The 2,717-nt window shown below is 32.0% G+C and carries 2 protein-coding genes; both read right to left on the reverse strand.

The window, feature by feature from the left end:
- Positions 1-58: 58 nt before the first annotated feature.
- Positions 59-1,285, reverse strand: coding sequence for an ATP-binding protein (locus V7183_RS25170; RefSeq protein ID WP_335361238.1), 1,227 nt, complete (start codon positions 1,283-1,285; stop codon positions 59-61).
- Positions 1,286-1,316: 31 nt separating this feature from the next.
- Positions 1,317-2,534 carry an ATP-binding protein gene (locus V7183_RS25175; RefSeq protein WP_097899408.1) on the reverse strand — a complete coding sequence of 406 codons (1,218 nt, stop codon included), beginning with the start codon at positions 2,532-2,534 and terminating at the stop codon, positions 1,317-1,319.
- Positions 2,535-2,717: the final 183 nt, after the last annotated feature.

Genomic DNA, 2,717 nt, shown 5'->3' on the forward strand with positions numbered 1-2,717 from the left:
TGCATGGCCAAATGCTCTCGTCCACCTAAAAAGAAAGGTTTTTTCAACTTGTATTCATCTATCCTCTAATCGGTAACACAATCTCAACCGTAGTTCCAACCCCAACTTCACTCTTAAATTGTATTGTACCTTGATGTTCTTCAATAATCTTGTATGTAACCATTAATCCTAAGCCAGTTCCATCTTCTTTTGTTGTATAAAAGGCTTCACTAAGCTTTGGAATCTTATCTTTTTGTATGCCGCATCCTTCATCTGTAATACGAATGATCATTACATCTTGAAAAGTTACTTGAATGGTAATTGTTCCCCCTGATGGCATAGCTTCAATTGCATTTTTTATTAGATTTACAAATACTTGTTTTAATCGTTTTTCATCACATTTAATAAGTGGGATGTTTTCATCATAATCCGCATATACGTTAATACCACTTTGTTTAGCAAGTTCACCAATTACGACCTGTACATATGAAATAATATCTCTTATATCATGATTCTGATGTTCTTTTTCCCTTGAATTTCCGAGTATCATTAAATCATTTGCGATAATATCAATTCTTTCAATTTCTTTCATCATAATCTCACTATATACTTTATTCTCATCCTCTGGATATTTTTCTTGCTGATTTTGGACAAGTTTCCTTAAGACTATTAGAGGTTTACGTATTTTATCTCCAATAACTGTTGCCATCCTTCCAACTATAGCCACCTTTTCTTTCTGCTTCCATTCTTGATGCATCATTTCGATTGTTCGAATATACGATTGAAATCTCAATAAAATAATCCAACTTATAATTGAAAACAAACTACAAAGAATGATAGGAATAAGAACAATCAACGACTTCACAGCGATTCCCATTACAGCATATTTAAGAATCGTCCCTACCGCCACAAACCAAAAATAACGCTTATTCACAAAAATCGGTGCAAAAAGAAAGAAAAAGCCCTCGACTATATTTCCTCCATCAAACTCTAAACCTGTTTCATAGTAAATGATAAAATTATGAATGAAATCTAATATGCTATATCCTATGAAAATAATGTATTTCACAGTATACGGATTCTTTCGTTTCATCACGTATATGCTTACAAATACTAATATCATCATACAAATATACGACCATACCCCTAAGCCCCTCTCTAGAATAGGAATACCACTTGCTCCTTCTAACTTAGGCATAACATAATAACATGCAATATCGTATACGAAACAGGCTACAAAAAATAAACTTAAAAAAAGGTTTAACGTTCGAACTTCTTCCTTTGTTAATGTATAAATACTGCTCATGTAGCAAACCCCTTTATTCCCAAAAGCCATATTACTCCTCGTTCTGCTCTTTAGGTAAAATAATGTCGACTTTTGTTCCTACATTTCTTTCACTTGTAATCTGGATTTTCCCTTGATGTTCTTCAATAAGCTTACGAGCTACAGTAAGTCCTAAACCAATCCCATCTTTCTTCGTCGTATAGAAAGCCTCTTTTATACGACTTAAATTCTCTTCCTGTATTCCACATCCACTATCAATAATACTTACTATTACATAGTCTTCATCTTGCTCTTTTATCTGTACCCAAAGCGTTCCACCATGTTCCATTGATTCAATCGCATTTTTTAGTACATATAAAAATCCTTCTTTTAACTTTCGATTATCACACTCTATTTTTATTTGATCAGATTCAGTATCATAAACGAGCTGTAGCTGTTTTCTTTTTATGTCTTGCTCCATTTCTTTCATTGTACTCGATACAACTTCCCCTATAAATTGACTACTATAAATAGAACGCTTACAAGCAGCAATCGCCATGAGTTTACTTACCATATTATTTATATGCTCAATTTCATCAATCATATATTCGTAGGTTTTATCATCTGCATGTTTTTCTTTCTGCAATTGCGTAAATCCTTTTAATGATGAAAGAGGGTTTCGAATCTCATGTCCAACAGATGCCGCCATCTTTCCAATCACCATCGATTTTTCAGACTCCCTCGTTGCTGTCATTACATCATTTATAGTAGAAAGATACTGTGAAAATCGATTTAATAGAAGATATGATACAAATAATAAAAGACTATACATGATTAATGACATAAATGCTTGCTTGTCTCCTAAAACAAGAAATAACATTATATACTTTCCCATAATAATTGAAGATAACCATAGGAAATATCGTTTACTCATAAAAATTGATACAAAGAAAATGAAAACAAATTCCAGTACATTTCCATCATCAAATGCTACTTTGCTGTGCATCGCATACCAGTATAAATTAAAACTTTCCGCACACATATATGCTATCAAATAGACATGCTTAATGCGATCCGCCTTCTTTTTTTTCATTAAATACACACTAAATCCTATTAATCCTACTCCGTACACAAACTTTGGAATAAGAACGTATAGCCTTACAAACGAACCAGAATCTTTTAGTATGATCGAATACACGATTTCATATGAAATCCACACAATATTAAACACCCACAAAAAGAGATGGGCATTTTTCTTTTCTTCTTGAAACAGGATAAAGTTTTCTTTCACTTTAACACTTCCTCAAAAGCCATATACTTTTCATAATATTGCTACTAACTTTCATTATTATAATAAACGCTTACAACGTTTTACCACAAAAATATTGAATAATAAGAAAAAGTTAACCTCATTTATCCCATTTCATTATAAAATAAAAAGAATTTGCCTCCTCAGCAAATTCTTTTTATTTTA

Source organism: Bacillus sp. JJ1127, assembly GCF_036965845.1.
Taxonomy (GTDB): domain Bacteria; phylum Bacillota; class Bacilli; order Bacillales; family Bacillaceae_G; genus Bacillus_A.